This is a genomic window from Asanoa iriomotensis, from assembly GCF_016862515.1.
In the GTDB taxonomy this organism is placed as follows: Bacteria; Actinomycetota; Actinomycetes; order Mycobacteriales; family Micromonosporaceae; genus Asanoa; species Asanoa iriomotensis.
In genome coordinates, this window is sequence record NZ_BONC01000183.1 from 1 (window position 1) to 991 (window position 991).

At 68.8% G+C, this 991-nt stretch carries 1 protein-coding gene; it reads right to left on the minus strand.

What is annotated here, in order from left to right:
- Position 1 precedes the first annotated feature (1 nt).
- A complete protein-coding gene (locus tag Air01nite_RS40875) occupies positions 2 to 916 on the minus strand; it encodes an IS5 family transposase (protein ID WP_203708923.1) in 915 nt (304 codons plus the stop codon).
- Between the last annotated feature and the right edge of the window lie 75 nt (positions 917 to 991).

Consider the following 991-nt stretch of genomic DNA (forward strand, 5'->3'; position numbering starts at 1 on the left):
CCTAGGCCGTGTTTCGTAGGGCGCGGAGCCATTGGTTGATGGCGGCGATGGTCAGGGTGGCCTCGTAGCGCACGGCGAGTTTGTCGTACCTGGTGGCCATGGCGCGGTGTTGTTTGAGCTGGTTGATGCCGCACTCCACGGCATGACGCCGTCGGTAGAGGTCGAGGTTGAAGGCGGGCGGACGCCCGCCTTTGGAGCCCTTGGCCTTGCGGTGTGCGTCTTGGTCGGTCTTGCTCGGGATGCAGGCTCGGATGCCGCGGCGGCGTAGGTGGGCGCGGTTGGCCGCCGAGGTGTAGGCCTTGTCGGCCAGCACGGTGTCCGGGCGGGTTCGTGGCCGGCCGCCACCGGCACGGGCAACCCGGACTTTGGCGAGCACGGGGATGAACTGGGGGCTGTCGCCGCGCTGCCCGGCGGTCACCACCAGGGCCATCAGCTTGCGGCCCTGCTCGCAGGCCAGGTGGGTCTTGGTGGTCCAGCCGCCGCGGGACCGGCCGAGTCCGTGGTCTGCCGGCTCGACCCGCGTCCCGCCGGGCGGCTCTTTCTGCCGTTGACCGTCGCGGCGGGCGCCGGCCGCGTGCTGATGGGCGCGGCTGATGGTCGAGTCGACGCTCACCGTCCAGCCGATCAACCCGGCCTGGTCCGCCCGGGCCTGCAACAAGGCCAGGATCTGAGCCCAGACGCCGTCACGCTGCCACCGCCGGAACCATCGATACAGCGTCTGCCACGGCGGATACAGCGCGGGAATGTCCCGCCACGGTGACCCAGTCCGGACCCGCCACCGGATCCCATCGATGATCAATCTCATCGCCCATCTGCGCGGCCGATCACGACCCGTTCCCGCAGGCAGCAATGGCTCGAGCACCACCCACTGCCCGTCGGTCAGGTCATGTCGCCTCGCTGCCGCTACGCTCGGCACGAGGTCTCCGGTGTGAAGTTCTAGCTTGGTCGCTGAACCAACTACCGGAGACCTCTTCAGTTATCGATCACCGAC